This window comes from Holdemania filiformis (genome assembly GCF_003459085.1).
GTDB classification, from domain to species: domain Bacteria; phylum Bacillota_I; class Bacilli_A; order Erysipelotrichales; family Erysipelotrichaceae; genus Holdemania; species Holdemania filiformis.
The window spans coordinates 334,430-353,711 of sequence record NZ_QRUP01000001.1 but is presented as its reverse complement, the minus strand read 5'-3'; the positions used below and the strand labels follow the sequence as shown (position 1 = coordinate 353,711).

Annotated in this window: 17 protein-coding genes and 1 tRNA gene; 16 read left to right on the top strand and 2 right to left on the bottom strand. The window is 52.8% G+C overall.

Translation table 11 applies throughout. From position 1 onward, the window contains the following. Positions 1 to 4: 4 nt before the first annotated feature. A complete protein-coding gene (locus DWY25_RS01790) occupies positions 5 to 691 on the top strand; it encodes a DUF421 domain-containing protein (RefSeq protein WP_117892901.1) in 687 nt (228 codons plus the stop codon). Here the strand turns inward: DWY25_RS01790 and DWY25_RS01785 are convergent. Next, positions 593 to 1,915: an oligosaccharide flippase family protein gene (locus DWY25_RS01785; protein WP_117892898.1), complete on the bottom strand. Its 1,323-nt coding sequence runs from the start codon at positions 1,913 to 1,915 to the stop codon at positions 593 to 595. The genes DWY25_RS01790 and DWY25_RS01785 overlap by 99 nt on opposite strands. A 72-nt stretch (positions 1,916 to 1,987) precedes the next feature. Between DWY25_RS01785 and DWY25_RS01780 the strand changes: the two genes are divergently transcribed. From DWY25_RS01780 to DWY25_RS01750, 7 genes are all read left to right on the top strand, one after another. Beyond that, a complete protein-coding gene (locus DWY25_RS01780; RefSeq protein ID WP_006060801.1) occupies positions 1,988 to 2,278 on the top strand; it encodes a post-transcriptional regulator in 291 nt (96 codons plus the stop codon). Further along, positions 2,275 to 4,569, top strand: coding sequence for a protein translocase subunit SecD (gene secD, locus DWY25_RS01775; protein WP_117892895.1), 2,295 nt, complete (start codon positions 2,275 to 2,277; stop codon positions 4,567 to 4,569). The genes DWY25_RS01780 and secD overlap by 4 nt, the downstream gene beginning before the upstream one ends. A gap of 104 nt (positions 4,570 to 4,673) precedes the next feature. Beyond that, on the top strand, positions 4,674 to 6,278 hold the full coding sequence (locus tag DWY25_RS01770; protein WP_117892893.1) for a single-stranded-DNA-specific exonuclease RecJ: 1,605 nt from the start codon (positions 4,674 to 4,676) through the stop codon (positions 6,276 to 6,278). A gap of 58 nt (positions 6,279 to 6,336) precedes the next feature. Continuing rightward, positions 6,337 to 6,852 carry an adenine phosphoribosyltransferase gene (locus DWY25_RS01765; RefSeq protein ID WP_006060804.1) on the top strand — a complete coding sequence of 172 codons (516 nt, stop codon included), beginning with the start codon at positions 6,337 to 6,339 and terminating at the stop codon, positions 6,850 to 6,852. 66 nt (positions 6,853 to 6,918) lie between these two features. Further along, on the top strand, positions 6,919 to 9,102 hold the full coding sequence (locus tag DWY25_RS01760) for a RelA/SpoT family protein (RefSeq protein ID WP_117893040.1): 2,184 nt from the start codon (positions 6,919 to 6,921) through the stop codon (positions 9,100 to 9,102). Positions 9,103 to 9,117: 15 nt separating this feature from the next. Further along, on the top strand, positions 9,118 to 10,185 hold the full coding sequence (locus DWY25_RS01755) for an alpha/beta fold hydrolase (protein WP_117892889.1): 1,068 nt from the start codon (positions 9,118 to 9,120) through the stop codon (positions 10,183 to 10,185). A 478-nt stretch (positions 10,186 to 10,663) separates the two neighbouring features. Then, a tRNA-Ser gene (locus tag DWY25_RS01750) sits at positions 10,664 to 10,752 on the top strand. Positions 10,753 to 10,856: 104 nt separating this feature from the next. Here the strand turns inward: DWY25_RS01750 and DWY25_RS01745 are convergent. After that, positions 10,857 to 11,228: a DUF3899 domain-containing protein gene (locus DWY25_RS01745; protein WP_117892887.1), complete on the bottom strand. Its 372-nt coding sequence runs from the start codon at positions 11,226 to 11,228 to the stop codon at positions 10,857 to 10,859. A 225-nt stretch (positions 11,229 to 11,453) separates the two neighbouring features. Between DWY25_RS01745 and DWY25_RS01740 the strand changes: the two genes are divergently transcribed. From DWY25_RS01740 to DWY25_RS01705, 8 genes are read left to right on the top strand one after another with little or no spacing between them, the layout of a single operon-like run. Beyond that, a complete protein-coding gene (locus tag DWY25_RS01740; RefSeq protein ID WP_117892884.1) occupies positions 11,454 to 11,765 on the top strand; it encodes a hypothetical protein in 312 nt (103 codons plus the stop codon). Positions 11,766 to 11,804: 39 nt separating this feature from the next. Then, positions 11,805 to 12,842 carry a V0D/AC39 family V-type ATPase subunit gene (locus DWY25_RS01735; protein WP_117892881.1) on the top strand — a complete coding sequence of 346 codons (1,038 nt, stop codon included), beginning with the start codon at positions 11,805 to 11,807 and terminating at the stop codon, positions 12,840 to 12,842. Positions 12,843 to 12,859: 17 nt separating this feature from the next. Beyond that, complete coding sequence (locus DWY25_RS01730; RefSeq protein WP_117892878.1) at positions 12,860 to 14,692, top strand: V-type ATP synthase subunit I; 1,833 nt, start codon at positions 12,860 to 12,862, stop codon at positions 14,690 to 14,692. 15 nt (positions 14,693 to 14,707) lie between these two features. Continuing rightward, positions 14,708 to 15,151 (top strand): ATP synthase subunit C, encoded by a 444-nt coding sequence (locus DWY25_RS01725; RefSeq protein WP_006060813.1) that lies wholly within the window; start codon positions 14,708 to 14,710, stop codon positions 15,149 to 15,151. A gap of 14 nt (positions 15,152 to 15,165) precedes the next feature. After that, complete coding sequence (locus DWY25_RS01720) at positions 15,166 to 15,474, top strand: V-type ATP synthase subunit F (RefSeq protein WP_006060814.1); 309 nt, start codon at positions 15,166 to 15,168, stop codon at positions 15,472 to 15,474. A gap of 10 nt (positions 15,475 to 15,484) precedes the next feature. Next, the gene (locus DWY25_RS01715; protein ID WP_006060815.1) at positions 15,485 to 16,072 is read left to right on the top strand and encodes a V-type ATP synthase subunit E; all 588 of its coding nucleotides are present in this window, start codon (positions 15,485 to 15,487) and stop codon (positions 16,070 to 16,072) included. 25 nt (positions 16,073 to 16,097) lie between these two features. Further along, positions 16,098 to 17,852, top strand: coding sequence for a V-type ATP synthase subunit A (locus DWY25_RS01710; RefSeq protein ID WP_117892875.1), 1,755 nt, complete (start codon positions 16,098 to 16,100; stop codon positions 17,850 to 17,852). A gap of 13 nt (positions 17,853 to 17,865) precedes the next feature. Beyond that, positions 17,866 to 19,278, top strand: a complete 1,413-nt coding sequence (locus DWY25_RS01705; RefSeq protein ID WP_117892872.1) for a V-type ATP synthase subunit B — start codon at positions 17,866 to 17,868, stop codon at positions 19,276 to 19,278. Positions 19,279 to 19,282 lie beyond the last annotated feature (4 nt).

The following is a 19,282-nucleotide window of genomic DNA, read 5'->3' as shown; positions in this document are numbered from 1 at the left end:
CAAAGTGGAATATGTTGAACTCGTTTCAAAATGTATTTTTTTCTATCTGATCATTATCATCTCGCTGCGGGTGATGGGCAAGCGCGAGGTCGGCGAACTGAGCGTTCTGGATATCGTCATTTATTTCGTCATGTCGGAGGTTTACGCTCTGTCCATTTCTGAACCTGACCAGAGTATCTGGAAAGCGCTGATCGCGATCCTGACGCTGACGGTGCTGCAGATCATCATCGCCTGGGCCTGCCTGAAAAAGAAAAAATGGCGCGACTTTTTTGAAGGCAAACCGAGTTTGATCATTTACAACGGCATGATCGACCAGCGGGAGATGAAGAAACAGCGCTATACGATCGACGATTTAATGTATCAGCTGCGGGATAAGGACGTTTCCACACCGGAGGAGGTTCAGTTCGCAATCCTGGAAAACAGCGGCACGCTGACTGTGCTGAAAAAAGAGGCCAGCAAGCTGAAGTGGAAGGATCCGCTGATCTCCGACGGCATCGTGCAGCAGCAGGTGCTTCAGGCCATCGGCAAGGATGAGGCATGGCTGCGCGAACAGCTGGAAACCGAAGGCATCTCAGATCCGGCGGATGTGTTCTTATGCCTGTGGCAGAAGAACGGCTTTTTCGTCCTGAAAAAGACAGCGCAGAACCCGGCCGAGATGCAGCACGGTCGTCACCAGCATACCGCTGACTAACGCGATTCCGACAGCCTGCGTGCCTAAGGGAATCGTCAGAAAGCTGATGCAGGCTAAACGCGTCAGACAGCCGCAGGTCGTGTTGATCATCGCTTTCTGACTCTGACCAAGCGCGTGCAGCACGCTGCTTAAGCAGGGCTGGATCGAATACAGAATAAACGGCAGAGCCAGCGAGCGCAGCAAACCGACCATCTGCGTCTGGTGATAGAGCAGCTGACAGATCGGTTCGGCAAAGCAGAACAACGTCAGTCCGCTGGCGCAGCCGATGCCCAGACAGCACAAGCCGATCTGAAAGAATTGTTTGCGGGCATGGTCCATGCGGTGCCGGCTGGCCTGGTAGGTAAACGAGGGCAGCAGCCAGTTGCTTAAGGCGATCGTCGCAAAGCTGGGCAGCGTCAATAACGGCATGACGTAGCCGTTAAGCTGGCCGTAGGTCGTGATCAGCTGCTGCTGAAGCAGGACACCGGCGAACAGCACGAGGCACATCGGCTCCAGAAAGCTTGTCAAGGAACCGATTAAACGGCTGCCGGTCATCGGCAGCGACAGGCTGAGCAATTCGTTGACGGTCTCCCAATGCCAGGAATCGCTTAAGGTGCTGACGTGATGCAGCACCCTTTTTTTACGTTTGAGCGCGATCAGCAGGTGAACGATGCTGCCCATTTCTCCAACCGACATCGAAAACACCGCGATCGATGCCATTTTAACCGGATCAGTCGTCGGCGCCAGCGTGAAACAGCCGATCAGAAAGAGAATCCGTGTGATTTCCTCGCTGATCTGGCAGGCTGTGGGCGGGATAATTTCCTGCCGTCCCATGAAATACCCCTTCAGCAGCCCTGAGATACTGACCAGCGGAATGATCGGTACGACCGCGCGCAGCACCGGAATCAGAACCTGCTGCTTCAAGACGACGGCCGCCAGCAACGGGATCACGATGATGAAAAAGACTGTCAGAAGGAGGTTGTTGATCACCGAAAGCAGAACGGACGCTTTTAATACCGGTGTGTAGTCCTGGCGCGAAGCGACGATCTTGCTGACAGCGCTGGGCAGCCCCATCTGGCCGAGCGTGATGAGGAACACCGTCGTCGGCATCGTCAGACTGTAATAATTCATCGCCTCGGCGCTGAGAATGCGCGCGCAGGCGATCCGGACAAAAAAGGAAAGGATTTTTGCGATCAATGAAAGGGTAAGAAGATGGACTGTTGATCGAATGATTTCTTTTTTCATTACTTTTTCCTCCACTTTTTATAAAGTATGATTTATAATAAATAAGTATGATTAAGAAAGGGGAGAGTTCAGATGGAATCCCTGGATCTGAAAAATAAGCAGATTCAGCTCACTCTGATGCTGAAGCTGCAGCAGCTGCAGCGTGAACAGCTTCCCGGCCTAAACTATAAAAATCTTGAGGATGTCATGCAGAAGCTGGTGTGGAAAAGGAATCAACCGAAGACTTTACACGAGGCTGTAAATGATATATTATCTTTATCGGCAGATCAAATTGTCCGCTTTTTGTCAAAGCAGGCGATCATTGAAGGGTATCATCAAGAATTATCAGAGTTTAGCGATTTAATAGGAGGAAGAAACGTATGAAAAAGGGGACAAGAACAAGTCGTTTAACGGTCTTCGTCGTGACTGTTGTTGCCATCTTTGCGATGATCGGCATCTTCGCGCAGGATGTCGCCAAGAACACGACGCTGGGTTTGGATTTGCAGGGCGGCTTTGAGATCGTCTATCAGATCAGTCCGTTGCAGGAAGGCAAAGATTTGCCGGCGATGTCCGCGGTGGCGGAAAGCGTCAGCAAGCGCATTAACGTACTGGGGGTCAGCGAACCTCAGATTTTGATTGAAGGCAACGACCGCATCCGCGTGCAGCTGGCGGGGGTCAAGGATCAGGAGGAAGCCCGGCGGGTGATTTCCTCGACCGCGAACTTAACGTTCCGCGACGTCAACGACAACCTGCTTTCCGATGCGAGCATCATCAAGGAAGGCGGCGCTTCTTTAGGGTATGAAAACGGCGCGCCGGTCGTCAGCTTAAAAATTGCCGATCAGGCGAAGTTTGCGGAAATCACGCAGAAGGTTTCCGAAATGGGAACCGGCAACAACATTATGATCGTCTGGCTGGATTATGAAGACGGCGATTCCTATGTCAAGGAAGCGGCGGTAGCACAGGCCGGGGGCGAAGCGAAGTATATCAGCGCCGCGCAGGTCAAATCGGCGATTTCCGGCGACTGCGTCATCAGCGGCGGCTTTACGGAAAGCGAAGCGCGCGAGCTGGCGGAGCTGATTAATTCCGGCAGCCTGCCTGTCAAAATGACAGAAATTTACTCCAACGTCGTCAGTGCCGACTATGGCATCGGCGCGTTTAACAAAACCGCGACGGCGGGCATCGTCGGCGTGGCGTTAGTCATGGTCTTCATGTTAGTCGTCTACCGTTTCGCGGGCGTGATCGCCGACGTGATGCTGGCGCTGTATATCTTCGCGGTCTTCGCGATTTACGGCGGCATGGGCGGCGTCTTTACACTGCCGGGCATCGCGGCGCTGGTTTTAGGCGTCGGCATGACCGTGGACGCGAACATCATCACCTTCGAGCGAATCAAAGACGAGCTGTACGCCGGCCGTTCCGTCCAGAACGCCGTTAAAGAAGGACAGTCGACTTCGTTTGCGACAATCTTCGACGCGCAGTTCACGACGCTCTTAGCGGCGTTGATCATGTATATCTTCGGCACCGGCGCGGTTAAAGGCTTTGCGACGATGCTGATGGTCACCGTTTTCTGCACAATGGTGTTAAACGTGTATGTCTCCCGCTTCTTAGTCAATCAGATCGTGAAGTCCGGCGCGCTGGACAACAAGAAGACCTGGTTCGGCGTGAAGCAGTCGAATATTCCGGATGTGGCCAAGCGTCAGGAACAGTTCTATTTCGGTCCGTTTAAGAAAGTCGACTTTGTCGGCAAGGCGAAATACTTTATCACAACCAGCCTGATTATCCTGGCGGCCGCCGTCGTGATGATCTGCGTCAACGGTTTTGGTGGCAAGGGTGCGCTGAATCTGGGCATCGACTTCTCCAGCGGGACGAAGATTACCGTTACGTCCAATGAAACGCTGAATACCAATGAGGTCCGCAGCGATTTTGAAGCGCTGGGCTACAAGCCGAGCCGCGTGCAGGCTTCCGGCGATAAGGTTGTTTACGTCACGCTGAACCAGGCGCTGGAACAGGATCAGCTGACTTCGATCAAGGAAACGCTGACGGCGAAATACGGAATTGAGCCGAATGATAACGTCGTCACGCCGGTTGTCGGCCGCGAACTGGTCAAAAACGCGATCGCGCTGTCCTTACTGGCGTGGGTGGCGATGCTGATCTACATTACGATTCGATTTAAATGGGATTATGCAGTCAGCTGTATCGTCGCGCTGGTTCATGACGTTGCGATTGTTCTGGCGATCTTCGCCATCTTCAGAATGGAAATCAACATCGAGCTGATTTCAGTTATCCTGGCGATCATCGGTTACTCGATCAACAACTCGATTGTCGTCTTCGACCGCGTCCGCGAGTCGGTTGTGGAAAGCCGCAAGCCGAAGCTGACGAACGCGGATTACAAGCAGATCGTCAACGATTCGCTGGACAAGACGCTGGTGCGTTCCGTCTTCTCTTCGATTACGACGCTGCTGCCGATCATCGCGCTGCTGTTAATGGGATCCGGAGCGATCGTCACGTTCAACTTCGCGATGTTCATCGGTCTGATCGCCGGTACCTTCTCCTCGATCTTCATCGCGCCGCAGATGTGGTATACGATCCGTACGCATGTGAAGCCGAAGGAAAAGAAAAAGAAGAAAGTCAAGAAAGAAAAACTGGACGAACTGACGATTCCAGGCATCAACGATTAATCATCAGGAAGGCGGCGCAAGCCGCCTTTTGTGCATCAGAAGGAAAGCGCCAGCCCGGACAGACAGTGCAATCTATGCTAAAATAGAATAAACAGGTGAAAAATATGAAAATTGAACGAATTGAAACCCATGGGGAAGAACAACGAATCCGGCAGAATTTTGGCGTCAGCGAGCTGTGCGCGAAAGTGCTGGCCTGCCGCTGCCAGGACGATGAACAAATCCGCCAGGTGCTGAATCAGGATCTGACGCTGCATCCTTGTCAAAGCCCGGAACTGACGCAGATTTTAAAACGCCTGGACACTGCGCGCCAGCGCCATGAAAAAGTGCTGATCGCCGGCGACTATGACGCCGACGGACTGTGCGCGACGGCGATCATGAAGGAAGCGCTCGACCGGGCGGGCATTGTCAGTGGTTTTTACATTCCGCACCGGCTTAACGAGGGGTACGGCTTATCCGCGCAGACCGTGCAGCTGGCCAGGGACAAAGGTTATTCGCTGATCCTGACCGTGGATAACGGCGTGGCCGCGCATCCTGCGCTGACTTTAGCAAAACAGCTGGGGGTGGAAGTGATCGTCACCGATCATCACGTAATCCAGCAGGAGCCGGAATGTCTGACGCTGCTGCATCCAACGCGGATGGGCAAGCCGTGGCAGTATTGCTGCGGAGCCGGGGTGGCGCTGCAGCTGTCGATGGCGATGACGGGTCCGCGCAAACGACCGATCATGCTGGCGGCGATCGCGACGATTGCCGATATGATGCCGCTGTGGGAAGAAAACCGGATCCTGGTGCGGCTGGGACTGAAATATCTTAACGAGCGTCAGTTTACGGCGATTGAAGCGCTCAATGAAAAGAAATGCGAACTGTGGACGGAGAAGGAAGTCGCCTACCAGATCGTGCCGAAGCTCAACGCCGCCGGCCGACTGGCCGAGCTGTGCAACATCAACAACATCGTGCGCTATCTGCTGCTGGAAGATCCGGCGCAGATCGAATCCGCAGCGGCGCAGATCCGCCAGATTAATCAGAAGCGCCGGCAGATGAGCGATAAGATGACCAAAACGGCGATGGAACAGATGCATCCTGAAGACGCTTTTCATGTGATCGCGGACAAAGAATTTCATGAAGGCATCATCGGTTTGGTCGCGGGCCGGATCATGAACGAAACACACCGGCCGACGCTCGTGTTGGCGCCCAGCGCCCAGGGCTACAAAGGCTCGGTGCGCAGCGTGCCGGGGTTGGATATCCAGGTCTTCTTCGAGGATCTGCGCGGTTATCTGATCCAGTTTGGCGGTCATGCTCAGGCCGCCGGGATCGAAGTCGCCGCGGATCAGCTGGAACCGTTAAGGCAGGCGATCCTGGCCAAGATGGAAACGTTGGATCTGGCGCTGCCGGAACCGACGCTTCAGGTATTGCCGGTCAGCGCTCAGGAAATCAATCTGACCGCGCTGCATGAGCTGGATCAGCTGGCTCCGTTTGGGCAGCAGTTTGAGCCGGTGACCTTTGAGGTCAGCGGACTGACGATCCTGCAATACGCCAAAATGAAGGAAATTTATCCGAAATGGCAGACGACCAACGGCGTCGATTTGATTGACGCGATCAGCTTTAACCGGGAGCTGGACAACCCTCATCCGGCCAGCTGGATCGGTCAGCTGCAGATTAATCGCTTCCGCGGGCGGGAAAAGTGCTCGATTCTTGTGGAAACTGTTGAATAAAACAGTTCAATTTGATAAAAATTTGTTATAATAACGGTATTATAGGAGGCATCCATCCATGGACTTTAAAAAATATATTGCTTCAATTCCTGATTTCCCGCAGCCGGGCGTGCTGTTCCGCGATATTACGCCGCTGATGAGCGACGGCGAAGCGTTCCACGCGGCGACATCGGAAATTCAGAAGTTTGCCGAACAGGTTGGTGCGGAAGTGATTGCCGGTCCGGAATCCCGCGGCTTCATCTTCGGCTGTCCGGTGGCCGCGAATCTGCATATCGGCTTTGTGCCGGTCCGCAAGCCGGGCAAGCTGCCGCGCGAAACGATCAGCTACCGCTACGATCTGGAATACGGATCCAACGAACTGCACATGCACAAAGACGCGATCACGCCGGGGCAGAAAGTGCTGATCGTCGACGATCTGTTGGCGACCGGCGGTACCGTTCAGGCCACGATTAAAATGATCGAAGAACTGGGCGGCGTGGTCGTCGGCTGTGCGTTCCTGATCGAGCTGGAAGGCTTGAAAGGGCGCGACGCGCTGGCGGGCTACGAAGTCTTTACGTTGATGTCCTACGAATAAGCCGAAGAGGATTCTCTTCGGTTTTTCTCAAAAAAGGGGGAATGGGTTGTGGATAAAGGGAATACGATGATCGCACTGGACGAGCTGATGAATGAGGTGAAGACCTACATTCAGGATCCGGACAGTCTGGCTTTGATTGAAAAGGCGTATCGCTACGCGCAGGGACATCATCAGGGGCAGTTCCGCCGCAGCGGGGAACCGTATATGATCCACGCCGCCCAGGTCGGTTATATCCTGGCGACGATGAAGGTCGGACCGCGGACGATCTGCGCAGGGCTTCTGCACGATGTGCTGGAGGACTGCGGCGTTTCAGCCGAGCAGATGAGCGCGGATTTCGACGAGGAAATCACGATGCTGGTGGAAGGGGTCACCAAGATCGGCAATCTGAAATTTAAGGATGAGAAGGAATATCAGGCGGCGAATCATCGTAAGATCTTTATCGCGATGGCCAACGATATCCGCGTCATCGTGATCAAGCTGGTCGACCGGCTGCACAACATGCGCACGCTGCAGTACATGCCGCCGGAGAAGCAGCAGAAGATCGCGGCGGAAACGCTGCAGGTCTACGCGCCGATCGCCCACCGCTTAGGTATCAGTGAGATCAAAAACGAATTGGAGGATCTCAGCTTTTACTATCTCGACCGCGAGAAATACTATGAGATCGCGCATTTGGTTGAAGAAAAAAAGGCGATGCGGGATGAACAGGTCAAGCACATGATCCGCGATATTTCCGAAATGCTCAAGGAAAAAAACATCGAATTCCGGATTTTCGGCCGCAGTAAGCATCTTTACAGCATCTACAAAAAGATGAAGACGAAGAACAAACGGTTTGAGGAAATCCTCGATTTGTTAGCGATCCGGATCGTTACCCAGACCAAGCTGAACTGTTATGAAATCCTCGGCTATATCCACGCGGCTTACCGTCCGATCCCCGGGCGGTTAAAGGACTATATCGCGGTGCCGAAATCGAACATGTACCAGTCGCTGCACACGACGATCGTCGGCGACGAAGGACGGATTTTTGAGATTCAGATCCGCACCGAGGAGATGGACAGCATCGCCGAAATGGGAATCGCGGCGCATTGGCGCTATAAGGAAGGCACGAAGTATGATCCGCATAAGGAACAGCGGGAAATCGAACAGAAGCTGTCGTGGTTCCGTGATCTGTCGGCACTGACCGGCGATCTGCTGAGCGACGACCCGAACGAATACATGGATACGCTGCAGAAGGATATCTTTGAGGCGAACGTCTATGTCATGACGCCGAAAGGACGGGTCATCGAGCTGCCCAACGGCTCCACGCCGATTGATTTCGCCTACCGCGTGCATACCGAGGTCGGCCATTCCACCGTCGGTGCAATGGTCAATGAAACGCTGGTGCCGCTGAACACGCCGTTAAAAACCGGCGACGTCGTACAGATCAAGACGTCCAAGCAATCGGCAGGGCCGAGCGAGGACTGGCTGAAATTTGTCAAGACCAACCATGCGAAAAACAAGATCCGCGGCTTCCTGCAGAAAAAGGAAGTTGAGAAAAAACAGGAGTTTGTCGAACGGGGTGAACAGATCATCCGCGACGAGCTGAAAAAACGCGGCTATCCGGAAAAAGATTATTTTGAACGGAAAAAGATTGAAAGCATTCTGACGGTGTTTCAGGTCGGCTCCTATACCGATTTGATGTACGGGATCGCCGTGAAGTCGATTTCGGTCATCAGTGTTATTGAAAAACTGACGAATCAGAAGAAACCGATCATTCTGGATAATGAAACGGTCAGCCGTTCCTTTTCCCCGGCCCGCAAAGCGCCGAGCAAATCCGGCATCATCGTGCCGGGCATCGAGTCGATGATGATTTCGCTGGCCGGCTGCTGCAGCCCGATTCCGGGCGATGAGATCGTCGGTTATATCTCTAAGGGCAACGGCGTCAAGGTTCACCGCCGGGATTGTCCGAACGTCGCCAACGAGAAATCACGGCTGATCGACGTGGAATGGGACGACCGCCGCGAACCGCGCAAATATGAAGCGACGATTCAGATTTACAGCCATGACCGCAATTTCCTGTTAACCGATCTGATGACAGTCATCTCGCAATGCAAAGCATCGCTTCAGAATATCAATTCCTCCGTCAATCAGGAAGAGTTGACGGTATCGACAAAAATCATGCTGCTGGTCGACGATTACGATCATTTAAAAACGCTGATCGCCAATCTCAAAAAGGTGAACAGCGTAGTCAGCGTGGAACGGGTAATCCAATAAAGGAGGACTTCATTGATGAAACTCAGTACGAAATGTTTACTGACAACTTTCGGTGCCGCCGCCGCGGTGGGGACGGCGTATGCCGTACAGCGCAAGGTCAATCAGCGAAATCAGCGCTTTGATCAAGACACCGGGTTTGAGCTGAAGGAATACCGGATGATCAACGGTATTCAACAGTACCTGGTGCATCGCACGGAAAACGATGAAAATCCGGTGCTGTTAGTTCTGCATGGTGGACCGGGGGAATCCGCGATGCCGACGCGCTATTTATATCAGCGTGAATGGGAGAAATATTTCACGGTGGTGAATTGGGATCAGCGGCTGTGCGGCAAGACGCTGCAGATCAACGCGGATCAGAAGGAGGAGCTGGCTTCTTCGCTGACGCTCGATCAGCTGATCGAGGACACGCGCGAGATCTGCGATGTGCTGCGTGCCCAATACCATCAGGATAAAATTTTCATTCTCGGTCATTCCTGGGGCAGCGTGCTGGGTACGATGTTTGTTCGCAAGTATCCTGACCGTGTGAAAGCCTACGTCGGCGTTGGTCAGGTCGTCAGTATGCGGCGCAACGAAGAAACAGGCTATCAGAAGGTATTGCAGAAAGCGCGGATCGCCGGAGCGGATCACGATGTCCAGCGGCTGTTGGCGCTGACGCCGTATCCCCAAACGCAATTTGATCAGGAAATGATGGATAAAATGATGGTGGTGCGCAGGCTGCAGCGGAAATATCATCTCGCTGCGCCGATCTCGCTGAAAGCTCTGTGGCAAATGCTGGCGGCGCCCGACGTTAACCCCGGCGAGTTTTCAGTCTACTTCAACCTCGATTTCAAGCTGCAGCTGTCATTGCTTCAGGAATTAATGGGCTTTGATCTGGAGGCGCTGGACCGGCATTACGAAGTCCCGATGTACTATTTGTTAGGCGATCAGGACTGGCAGACGCCGTATCCGATTGCGCAGGAATACTTTGCGGGGATCGAAGCGCCGCGCAAGCAGCTGATCCTGATCCCGAATGCCGGTCACAATACGATGATTGATCAACCGGAGTTTTTCCTCAATGCGCTGCGCGCGGTTTTATTAGCATAGAGCGAGTCAGGTCTGAAAAATATAAGGGACGTACGAGTGCGTCCTTTTTTTGAAGTCAAAAGCCTGAAAAAATTGGAAGAAAGTCGCCGGGGAAAAGAACGGGAGGTTCAAAATGATAAACCCTGCAACAACCCTAGAAGACAGGGATAAGCGGATGTGACGCAGATGACAAATTTATTAAATAAAGCAATTATGATTTTTTGTTTCAAAAGTGAGATATACATAGTAAAAGAAAAATAGAATCTAAGATGTAAAATGATTTAGAAGAAAATAGTGGATCTGATTGGTAATGGGGAAAGCAAATTGATCTTGGAAATCAGTAAAAGGGGGGCAGTGAACCTTCCCTGTTTTTCTGCTTTGTTCAGCTTTGGCGTATTCAGGATCGTTCATCATTTCTAACGCCTTTGAACTTTTTTTGCATTTCTTTAATTTAGGACTCGATTTTTTGAAAAGAATTTTGTATAATAAGAAAGCACACGGAGAAATACCCAAGTGGCCGAAGGGACCAGTTTCGAAAACTGGCAGAGGTGAAAGCCTGCGGGGGTTCGACTCCCTCTTTCTCCGCCATATACAAATAAAGCTCTCAGCCGAGAGCTTTTTTCGTATTTTCCTAACATGATTCCCCGCAGGCGTTTAACGCGGATCTTCGCAGGCGAGATAAACCAATTGGGTTAGATCACTTCGTACAGGATCGTTAACAAAATGCTCAGTCCCAGCAGAATGCCGGACAGCTTGAGCAGGAAATGTTCGCTGGTTCCCCGGCGTTCTTTCTGTTTCTGTGCGTAATCGAAATACCGCTGCGGCTGCGCTTCAGGATGCCGCGTCAACAAGTTCTTCGCCGAAGAAAACGAATAGGTCATAAAATCAAAATAACCGCCGTGGATCAAAAACTCAACCAGTCCCCCGACAAGCAGAACCAGACTGAGGATCGACAGAACATCGATAAACGTCAACAACGGATTTTCAGAAAAAAAGGCGCATCCGGCGCTGAAAACCAGCCCTGCCAACGTGAAGCTCAATAAAGCTTTTTGATTTTTTTTCATACGCCACCTCGTGGGCTATTATATCAAATCCTGTGCGAAAGATGAAACTAATTTCACAAAATTGTCATATTTCATTCCTGATTTTTAAGAATATCATTCTCAACATTGGTACGATTTTTAGTCAATGCAGTAAAATTTAAGGATTCAATTTTTCCATTATTGAAAATTGATTTTGAAAGGAATATACTAAATGGCGTGCTTTAGACAAGGGAGGGAGGTCGTGCTATGGAATCTAAAATCCTGGATCTGATTCAGACGGATCAGAAGACGCGGGAAGCGGTGGAAGAAGCGCATCGGATGAAGTTTGAGCTGAAGCGGAAAATCGCCGATACGGAGAAGCAGATCAGCGAAGACGCGTGGAAGGAAGTTCGCCAGCGAGTCGACGCCAAAAAAGCCGAGCTGGATTATCAGATCAGTCAGGTGGAATCCGAGAATTTGAAAGAATATGAGCAGGAGCTGAAACGGCTTCAGGCCCATTATCTGGAGAAAAAAGAGGAATGGCGGAAAGAGCTGGTTCGCCGCTGTTTGGAAATCTAAATAGGCCAGCGAACGACCAAGTTAAAAAGGAGGGGTGCCATGGGAACCGCATCGAATGCAGCGATGGCGACCAAAGCCAAGGCGATGTTTGGAAAACGGCTGACGGCTTTGGATTATCAGCAGCTGCTGCAGAAGAAATCAATTCCGGAAATCGCTTCTTATCTTAAGAACGAAACGTTGTTTCGGGAAGCGCTGGAAGGATACAGTGAGACCGGACTGCACCGCGGTCAGCTGGAAATGCTGATCCGGCGGGATCTGGGAACCCGGCTGTCCCGGCTTTTACGGTATGCCAGTACCAGTGGGGATAAGTTTTATCGCTACGGCATCATGATGAGCGAGGTCGAGCAGATCATGGCCTGCATCCGCGCCTTTAATGATGAAGATAACTACAAGATGATCGGCGAGCTGCCGCTGTATATTGAAAAGAGTACGTCGTTCGATATCCGGGCGTTGGCCCAGGTCCGCGACTTCAGCGCGCTGCTGGAGGTGCTGGCCAAAACGCCGTATGCCGATCTGATCCGGCCGTTCTCCGTGACGAACATGGAAGATTTTGATTATACGGCCTGCGAAAGCGTCCTGCGGAAATATTTCTACGATCAGGTCATGAAGATCGTCGATCAGGAGTTCAGCGGCAAGGTGAAAAAGGAAATCCGGGAAATTTTTCTGACCCAGATCGAATTGGACAACATCACGCGGATCTATCGTTCCAAACGGTATTTCAACGCGACGCCCGCACAGATCAAAAAAGTCATCAATCCGGTTTACCTGCGGATACCGAAACGGGAATTAGAGGATATGATCGATCACTGCAACGCCGAGGAATTCATGGAACGGCTGGCCCGTTCCGCTTATCACAACTATCTGGATTCTTCCAACTTCGCGTATATCGAATATCACGCGCAGTCGATCAACTATAACCTGAACAAGCGGCACATGATGTTTTCGACCAATCCGGACATCGTGCTGATCGCGTATCTGGTATTGTCGGAAACGGAAATTCAAAACGTCGTTGATATTATCGAGGGTGTCCGCTATGGCATCCCGGCCGATAAGATTAACCGGCTGTTGATTTATTAAGAAGAAAGGGGGAGCTTATGTCAATCGTAAAAATGAAGCTGGCAACGGTGCATGCCGGAGCCGATCAGTTTCAGGACGTGCTGGAACGCTGCGTGTCCTACGCCCAGTTCCATCCGGAACCGGCGGCGCATCTGATCAACGATGAGAACGGCGGCAAGGCGCTGCAGGACGAAAACGTCTACAACGAATACCTGAACCAGCTGAAAAATATTGGCCATAGCGTCGGTTTCGAGCTGAAAGCCGGACCGGTCAGCCGCAGCTATGAAGAAGCGGAAATTGAAGCGTTTATCAAGGAAGTCAACGAGCAGTTCGCGATGATCGCGGATACGCACGAGCTGATGACCTTGACGGACAACGATGAAATCGCTTTGGAAAAAGTGCGGAGCTATGGATTTGAGGCGATGCATGAGTGCCAGTATATTTCGTTCGGAATGGGCCGTCTGCCGGCTGAAAGCTTCAAAAAGCTGAGTCTGATCGAAAAGAAGAACTTCGTCGTTGAGGAGCTGCATAAAAGCGGTCAGTACGTCTGGATCCTGTACGCGACGTCCAACACCTTCGTTAAAGAAGTCAGAAAATGCATGGAAAGCCTGTTCATCGAGGAAATTCCAATCCCGCGCATCGACGGAAAGAAAATCCTGGAACAATATAAGGAAAAGCTGACGGAGGTTTATTCCTATTGCGCTTATACCAGCGAAATCCGTAAGCTGTACCGCTATGTCGTGCAGGTGCAGGACGATTATCAGCTGGCTGGCTTTGTGCCGGAAAAAACAGCGGATCAGTTTGTCCGGCTGTTTGACGGGCTGAATGTCCGCGTCGATCTGGCCGAACCGGAAACGGCACCGCAGCTGGTGCCGCCGACGATGCTGCACAACGCCTGGCTGTTCCGTCCGTTTGAGATGTTCGTTGAGATGTACGGTCTGCCGAATTATCACGACCTGGATCCGACGCCGTTTGTGGCTGTCACGTTCTGCCTGTTGTTCGGCATTATGTTCGGCGATCTCGGTCAGGGCGCGCTGCTTCTGATCGGCGGTCTGCTGCTGGAAAAAATCAAGCATAACCGGCTCGCCGGCATCGTCGGCCGGGCGGGATTGACGTCGATGATCTTCGGCTTCCTGTTCGGATCGGTCTTCGGCGTGGAAACGCTGCTTAATCCGGTGCACCAGAGCCTGTTCGGCGTCCGCGAGAAGCTGTTTGAGGTCATGGACGCCAGCGCCACGATGCCGTTGTTGATCGGCGCGGTCGCGATCGGCGCAGTGCTGATCCTGATGACGATGATCATCAATATCTATCTGAATATCAAGCGCAAAGAGATGGCGGAAGCGCTGTTTTCGCAGAACGGCGTGGCCGGATTTATTTTCTACGGCTATATCATTCTGTTTTTGATCGGCATGTTCATGCCGGATCTGCTGCCGTTTAATCCGGGAAGCAAGCCGCTCATGATCCTGTTCATCGGCGTGCCGGTCGTCCTGTTCTTCATGAAGGAACCGTTAAACGGCTTAATGAAGGGCGAGGGGCTGACGCCGCATCAGGGCTGGGGCAACTTCGCGCTGGAAGAAGTGTTTGAAGTGCTGGAAATCATTCTGAGCTTCGTCACCAATTCCCTGTCTTATCTGCGTGTCGGCGGTTTCGTTCTGAGCCATGCCGGCATGATGCTCGTCGTCATGACGCTGGTCAAAATGACTGGCAACGCCGGACCGGTCGTCTTCGTGCTGGGCAACTTGTTTGTCATGGGCTTAGAAGGTCTGATCGTCGGCATTCAGACATTGCGTCTGGAATATTATGAAATGTTCAGCCGTTACTTTGTCGGCAACGGGAAGAAATTTACGATGATCTCATCGGAAAATGCATAAGGAGGAAAATAAACCATGTTAACATTACTTGAAATGCTGCTGCCTTTGATCGCCGTGATTCTGGTGATCGCTCCGCTGTTCTTCATCTACAAAAAGGGCGCTTCCGCTGAAAACCTGAAAACCAAGCTGATCGCGCAGATCTGCGTCTTCGGCGGTGTCTTCGTCTTAGCTGTCCTGTTCCAGTTCGGCGGCGTCCATGCGCTGGCGGAAGGCACGGCGGCCGCCAATTCCATCACCGGCACTTTAGCTCAGGGTATGGGCTTTATCGCAGCGGCGCTGGCGACAGGCTGTTCGGCAATCGGCGCCGGCTGGGCGGTAGCTTCCGCGGCTCCGGCAGCGATCGGAGCGATCTCGGAGAATTCGGAAAACTTTGGTAAGGCGATCATCTTCGTCGCGTTGGGCGAAGGTGTTGCGATCTACGGTCTGCTGATTTCCATCCTGATCATCAATAAGCTGTAAGATCGGGGATTGTCATGAAACTTTATTTGATCAGTGACAATATTGATACCCAGATGGGCATGCGCTTAGCCGGGGTCGAAGGCGTCGTGGTCCACGAACGGGACGAGGTGCTGGCCGCTTTGAACAAAGCGATCGAGGACCCGGAAATCGCGATCGTGTTAATGACTACGAAAATCGTCAACACCTGCCCGGACGTGGTATCCGATTACAAGCTGCGGCTGTCCAAGCCGCTGCTGGTCGAAATTCCAGATCGTCACGGGTCAGCCAAAATCGGAGAAACGATCGACCGCTATATCAGCGAAGCGATCGGCATCAAATTGTGAGGTGAAAACAATGGCAGAGAAGACAGAAGCGCTCACGGCGATCCTGGAGGACATTCAGGATCAGGCCGGCTTGGTTACCGATCAGATTCACGCTGAGGTACAGCAGCTGCAGGACGAGGAGATTCATTTCTTCACGGAATCGCTGCATAAGGAAACCGGGCACTACGAAGAAAAAGAAATCAGCGAGCTGGAGCTGCTGCAAGCCACGAAGACCTCCCAAGCCAAGCTGAAAATCAAGCGGGATCTGCTGGCACAGCGCCAGGCGATGGCCTCGGAGCTGTTCGACAGCGTGGCTGACGAGCTGAAAGCGTTCGCGGCTTCCTCCGCTTACGCGGATTTACTCGAAAAGAAGCTGGATAAGCACGCGAAGATCGCCGGCAAGGCCGGAACGTTCATCGTGCGCGAACAGGACGAAGCGCTGATGCGCGAAATCTTAAAGCGCAAGGGCTTTTCCCAGCCGGTGGAAACAGCGTATCTGGAATTTGGCGGATGGCGTTTTATGTGTCCGTCAGAGGGCTTTGAAATCGACGAAACGCTGGACAACGCATTAAGAAATCAGAAAGAGTGGTTCCAGAACAATTCCGGATTCACATTGTAATACGACGAAAACCGAGGTGAAGACATTGAATAACAATTTGATCTATTCAATCAACGGACCGGTTGTCACCGTCAAGGATTCCAAAGACTTTTCCATGCAGGAGATGGTCTTTGTCGGCAATAAGGAAATGATGGGGGAAGTCATCGGCATTGATGAACAGTACACGACGATTCAGGTGTACGAATCCACCACGGGTCTGAAACCGGGCGAACCGGTTCGGCCTTCCGGATCTCTGTTGTCTGCGACGCTGGGGCCGGGAATTCTAAAAAATATCTTCGACGGCATCGAACGTCCGTTAAAAGAGCTGATGGAAACCGAAGGCGCGTTCATTGCCGCCGGCACGACGGTTTCCCCGCTGGATGAAGAAAAACTGTGGGACGTGACGATGCAGGTCAAGCTGCACGATCGTTTGCGTTCGGGACAGATCTATGCGACCTGCCCGGAAACCGAGCTGATCGAGCATCGCTGCATGCTCAGTCCAATGCTTCCGGAAGGCGAGGTCATTTTCGTCGCTGATCATGGGCAATATCATATCAACGACGAGATCGTGCGGATCCGCGACGATCAGGGCGAAGAACATGCGCTGACGCTCACCCAGAAATGGCCGATCCGCAATCCGCGGCCGGTCGGCTTCCGCAAGCCGATCACCCGTCCGCTGATCACCGGCCAGCGCGTCATCGACACGCTGTTTCCGATCGCCAAGGGCGGCGCGGCCGCCATTCCTGGCGGGTTTGGCTCAGGCAAGACGATGACCCAGCATCAGCTGGCGAAATGGTGCGACGCCGACATCATCGTATATGTCGGCTGCGGCGAGCGCGGCAACGAAATGACCCAGGTTCTGGAGGAATTCACGGACCTGATCGACCCGAAAAGCAACAAGCCGCTGCTGGCGCGGACAGTCTTGATCGCCAATACGTCCAACATGCCGGTCGCAGCGCGTGAAGCGAGCATTTACACCGGCATCACGCTGGCGGAATATTACCGCGATATGGGCTATCACGTCGCGATCATGGCCGACTCCACCAGCCGGTGGGCGGAAGCGCTGCGTGAAATTTCCGGACGTCTGGAAGAAATGCCGGCGGAAGAAGGCTTCCCGGCGTATCTGCCGTCGCGGATCTCGCAGTTCTATGAGCGCGCAGGCTATATTGAAACTTTAAACGGAGCCGAGGGTTCCGTCACGATTATCGGCGCGGTTTCGCCGCAGGGCGCGGACTTCTCCGAGCCGGTCACCCAGAATACCAAGCGGTTTGTGCGCTGTTTCTGGGCCCTGGATAAGTCGCTGGCGTATGCCCGCCACTATCCGGCGATCAACTGGAATGACAGCTATTCCGAATATCTGGATGACCTGGCGCGCTGGTACGACAAGAATGTCGACCGGGAATTCAACACGCTGCGTCAGGAAATCCGGGCGATTCTGCATGAAGAAAACCAGCTGATGGAAATTGTCAAGCTGATCGGTTCCGACGTGCTGCCGGAAGATCAGAAGCTGACGATGGAAATCGCCAAGGTGATCCGCGTCGGTTATCTGCAGCAGAACGCTTACCATCCGGCTGATACTTATGTGCCGTTTGAAAAACAGTTCAAGATGCTGAAGATTATTTCGTATCTCAACGCGCAGGCCAAAAAGCTGGTGGCCAGGCGGATTCCGGTATCACTGATTGCCAAGACCGGAATTATCGACAAGGTCGTCAAGATCAAATATGACGTGCCGAATGATCAGCTGGAGCTTCTGGACGGTTATTTTGAGATGATCGATCAGGCTCTGGCCCAGGTGGAATAGGAGGAGAAAACAGATGAGCGTTCAATTAATGGGTTTGAATGAAATCAACGGTTCTCTTGTTGCCCTGGACAACGTCAAGAATGTCAGCAATGAAGAAATGGTTGAAATCGAGCTGGAAAACGGCTCTGTGCGCAATGGCCGCGTCGTTCAGATCGAAGGCCGGCGCGCGATTATCCAGGTGTTTGAAGGTACGACCGGATTATCCAAGACCAATAACAAGACCCGGCTGTTAGGCCATCCGATGGAGCTGGCGGTATCCCAGGAAATTCTGGGCCGGATCTTCAACGGCGCCGGCGAGCCGATCGACGGTTTGGGCGAGGTGTACGCGGAGAAGCGTCTGGACATTAACGGTCAGCCGCTCAATCCCGTTGCCCGGAAATATCCGCGGAATTATATCAATACCGGAATCTCCGCCATCGACGGTTTAAACACGCTGATCCGCGGGCAGAAGCTGCCGATTTTCTCCGGTTCCGGTATGCCGCATGACAAGCTGGCCGTTCAGATCGTCCGGCAGGCACAGCTGGCCGAGGGCGACGGAAAGAACTTCGGCATCGTGTTCGGCGCGATGGGCGTCAAGAACGACGTCGCCGATTACTTCAAGCGCAGCTTTGAGGAAACCGGCGTCATGGAAAAGGTCGTCATGTTCATCAACCTGTCCAACGACCCGATTATCGAACGGACGCTGACTCCGCGCTGTGCTTTGACGGCCGCGGAATATCTGGCGTTTGAAAAGAATATGCATATTCTGGTCATCTTAACGGATATGACCTCGTATTGCGAGGCTTTGCGGGAAGTGTCCAGTTCCAAGGGTGAGATTCCGGGCCGTAAGGGATATCCGGGATATCTATACTCCGATCTGGCTTCGCTGTATGAAAGAGCAGGGATCGTCGAGGGCGTGGAAGGCTCAGTCACCCAGATTCCGATTCTGACGATGCCCAACGACGACATCACCCATCCGATTCCAGACTTAACCGGCTATATTACTGAGGGACAGATCGTGCTGGATCGTTCGCTGCACCAGACGGGAATTTATCCGCCGATCGGCGTGTTGGCTTCCTTGTCCCGTTTGATGAAGGACGGCATCGGCGACGGCTTCACCCGCAAGGATCATGCCGATGTGTCCAACCAGCTGTTCGCCTGCTACGCCAAGGTGCAGGATGCGCGCTCGCTGGCTTCGGTTATCGGTGAGGATGAGCTGTCGGATATGGATAAGAAATACATGGCGTTCGGCCGGCTGTTTGAGAAGATCTTCGTCGGTCAGGGCTTTGATTCCAAGCGTTCGATCAACGAAACGCTCGATCTGGGCTGGGCGTTGTTGTCCACGCTGCCGATCGAAGCGCTGGACCGTCTGGATCCGGAAGTCATCAAGGAAAATTACGATCCGAAGCGGGCCGCGCGGATGCTGAATCTAAGCGGTCAGGAGTAGGCTT